At 43.6% G+C, this 2438-nt stretch carries 1 protein-coding gene; it reads right to left on the minus strand.

Features of this window, described 5'->3' with window-relative positions; translation table 11 throughout:
* Positions 1–2438 (minus strand): RHS repeat-associated core domain-containing protein (locus VIP81_RS19655; RefSeq protein ID WP_331965026.1); only part of this gene is annotated, 2438 nt, incomplete at both ends.

Here is a 2438-nt window from a genome sequence, read left to right on the forward strand (position 1 = left end):
CTATATCCTTTTTATCTATAGTAGAATACCCCCCCTCTGTAACTTCCCATAAACCGTACGGGTCTATAAATCTTACTGGATTATTAAAACAATATCTAAATGGCGTTAAATCATAAGCCGCTTCTGTTAACAAATCTGGCACTAACCATCTTCCTATCTGTTGATCATACATCCTAGCTCCGTAATCATACCACTCCAATCCCGCCCCATCTCCGAACTCTTTACTCTGTAACTCCTTTCCATTATACTTCAATCTATTCTCCGCATAATTCGCCCCCTTCAACGCATTCGAACTAATCCCCGCCATCGTCAGCCCAAACGGATAATAATGCGTTTCCTCCAACACTGGTCCACTACTATGCGCCACTACAACATTATCAAAGAACACATCCTGTGCGCTTTCATTACTGGTATAAATATAGATAAATCCTGTCTTTTTAATCACCATTCTATCCGTAGCAAGGGTCTGTAACGCATCAGGTGTTCCCTGTACCTGTTTTACCCCACTGTTTTCATTGACCATCATAAACTGATCATCAAACAGTGCATAATTAAGATAGGCCCTAGGCTTATCGGACAAGTTTTGCGACGGATCCTTCTGTTTTAAATTATCGTAAGCGGAGTTATTAAAGGTCACTGCCAGCGGCGATCCGGGGCCGGTGGCGCTATGTGCACCATCCCTGATTCCTTGGCCTCCAAAAGCCTGCAATAAGGCAGCTAACATATCAGGAGTCGTGGAGACAGGGGTATTAGCTGCCGTACTTTTATAAAACGCCTTGCTTCCAATCTGTAGGGTGTCTCCTGCCATTACCCTCAGCACCAGGGAAGGACCAATCTTCGCTCCATTGGTAGCATTCAGTCTGGCTACGTAATCATTGGGAGAAGTAGTCGCATCTGTCGGGTAGCCGACAGGTTTAGGCACGCGGGTAATATCAATGTTGCTGAATAGCGCATTTTCGGTAGGCAATAAAGCAGTTTCCATTGTGGCAGCATAAAGGCCCTGGTCAGACTGCTCCGTTAGCACCATCCGTATATTCCCGAGATGATCTTTTATAAAATAATCGTATTTATATGCCACCGGCATCCCCGTTTTGAACATGGCACGAATACGTCCTTCCTCATGACCGGCAAACTGTAGTGTATCATTCTCATAAACGAAATCGCCTATATAGTCTGTGGTAGTAACTTTAGTTTGACCACCAGTCATATCAGTCACTATCTTTCTCACCTTAGTACCTAAAGCATCATATTGATATTTGATCGTTCCTTTGTTGGCGATAGTGATAAGCACCGGTAAGTTCAGGTGATTATAGGTAATAGCGTCGATTTTCTTGTTCGCGTCTTTTATAAGATTGCCGACCGTATCATAGCGGTAGTCATCACTGGTGGGATTGCCATCCTTGAAGTCACCCAATGCGCTGGCAACTGTACTGCTATCATATACGCTACGCAACTTATTACTATTAGGATAGTAACTATAGGCTAACTTGTCAATTTCTGTTTTGGCAATACCGTCAAGCCCCCACTGCTTCATTTTTCCAATATTACCATTGGCATCATACGTGATCCAGTTAACCGAAAAATCAGTGTTATCTTTTATCCAGGGACTACTTGCGGTAGTCTGCTGTCTAAACTCCGCCTGAATCAAACGATTGGCTTTGTCATAGTTATAACCATAGGCACGGGGAACAGGATCGCTCCATCCCCGCCAACGGACACCGGCAATATTGCCATTGAACACCGTATCTTTAAAGCCTTCATCATAGTTTAGTTCCTGTCCAAAATAAGCACCGGCACCACTATTAAGATATTGCCTATTGATCCCCTTCATCCAGCCTCGGATATTATACTCATATGCCATGGACGTTATCGGAGCACCTGTACCTTTTATACCCAGGCGTTTTGTTTTAAGTTGCCCGAGTTCATCATACTCGTTTGATGCGACTGTTCTTTCCAGACTATCTGCATCATTGAATCGCTTCTTTACAGCAATTAATTTTCCGGTTGCATCATAAGACATCATGGTGAGAGTGGTGACCTGAGGTACGCTTCCACTGCGGATATTTCTATGCCGCTGGTAAGAACTTAATAACTTACCATTGAAATCATATTGATTGGTAATGGTATCCCTGCCTCCCGTTGCATTATCTGCGATCGTTTGTACCGGACGACCTTTATCGTTATAATAACTGGTGGTCGTTAACCATTGGTCGGTATCTATGATACGCACTTTAGTTCCGGTAACAAGTCCTTTGGTCATCGTGCTGATTACAAAGGCTTCTTTATAGGGGTTACTGCCGGCATTCAATTTGGCAGAATCACCTTTGGCTGCTGCCTGTGCACCAGTAAAATCATACCGATCATAAAAAGTATAAGTAAGTGGTGTTAAGTCTGCCGCTGCAATATTAGGTAGTGGGTTAGAAACGGTAACTACTCCT

It is taken from the genome of Chitinophaga sp. (assembly GCF_036566945.1).
Lineage (GTDB): Bacteria > Bacteroidota > Bacteroidia > Chitinophagales > Chitinophagaceae > Chitinophaga.